General features: G+C 36.7%; 1 pseudogene. It reads left to right on the top strand.

Features of this window, described 5'->3' with window-relative positions:
• Nucleotides 1-66 precede the first annotated feature (66 nt).
• Nucleotides 67-1,260, top strand: a pseudogene (gene tuf / locus NG904_RS16435) (elongation factor Tu).
• The last annotated feature ends 10 nt before the right edge of the window (nt 1,261-1,270 follow it).

Here is a 1,270-nt window from a genome sequence, read left to right on the forward strand (position 1 = left end):
ATAGATTATAGTTTGAAATCTAATATAAGATTTTAAATCATTTCATAATGAGGGAGGAATTTTACAATGTCAAAAGAAAAATTTGAAAGTAGTAAACCACACGTAAATATTAGAACGATCGGTCACGTAGACCACTGTAAGGCAGCATGAGCAGCTGCAATCACAACTGTATTAGCAAACAGAGGATTTGCAGAAGCTTTTAACTATGCAGAAATAGATAAAGCTCCAGAAGAAAAAGAAAGAGGAATCACAATCAATACTTCACACGTTGAGTATGAAACAGAAAACAGACATTACGCTCACGTTGACTGTCCAGGACATGCTGACTATGTTAAGAACATGATCACAGGAGCAGCACAAATGGATGGAGCTATCTTAGTTTGTTCAGCAGCAGATGGTCCAATGCCACAAACAAGAGAACATATCCTACTAGCATCAAGAGTTGGAGTTGACTACATTGTAGTATTCTTAAACAAAGCAGATATGGTAGATGACGAAGAATTATTAGAATTAGTTGAAATGGAAGTTAGAGAATTATTAAGCGAATACAACTTCCCAGGAGATGATATTCCAGTAATAAAAGGATCTGCATTAAAAGCATTAGAAAACCCAACAGATGAAGCAGCAATTGCTCCAATCTTAGAATTAATGGAAGCAGTAGATAGCTACATTCCAACACCAGAAAGAGCAACAGATAAACCATTCATCATGCCAGTAGAAGATGTATTCACAATCACTGGTAGAGGAACAGTTGCAACTGGTAGAGTTGAAACTGGAGTACTTCACGTAGGAGACGAAGTTGAAATCGTAGGATTAAGTGAAGAAAAGAAGAAAGTTGTTGTAACTGGAATCGAAATGTTCAGAAAGTTATTAGACGAAGCGCAAGCAGGAGATAATATCGGAGCATTATTAAGAGGTGTTCAAAGAACTGATATCGAAAGAGGTCAAGTTTTAGCATTACCTAATTCAGTACACCCACACACTAAGTTCGTAGGTCAAGTATACGTACTTAAAAAAGAAGAAGGTGGAAGACATACTCCATTCTTTGATGGATATAGACCACAATTCTACTTCAGAACAACAGACGTTACAGGATCAATAAAATTACCAGACGGAATGGAAATGGTAATGCCTGGAGACCACATTGACATGAACGTTGAATTAATTAATCCAGTAGCTATGGACGAAGGATTAAGATTTGCGATCAGAGAAGGCGGAAGAACTGTAGGTTCAGGAGTTGTTACTAAGATTAACGCTTAATTTTAATAAT

The sequence above is a fragment of the Clostridium sp. ZBS15 genome (genome assembly GCF_023845705.1).
Classification (GTDB): Bacteria; Bacillota; Clostridia; order Clostridiales; family Clostridiaceae; genus Clostridium; species Clostridium aquiflavi.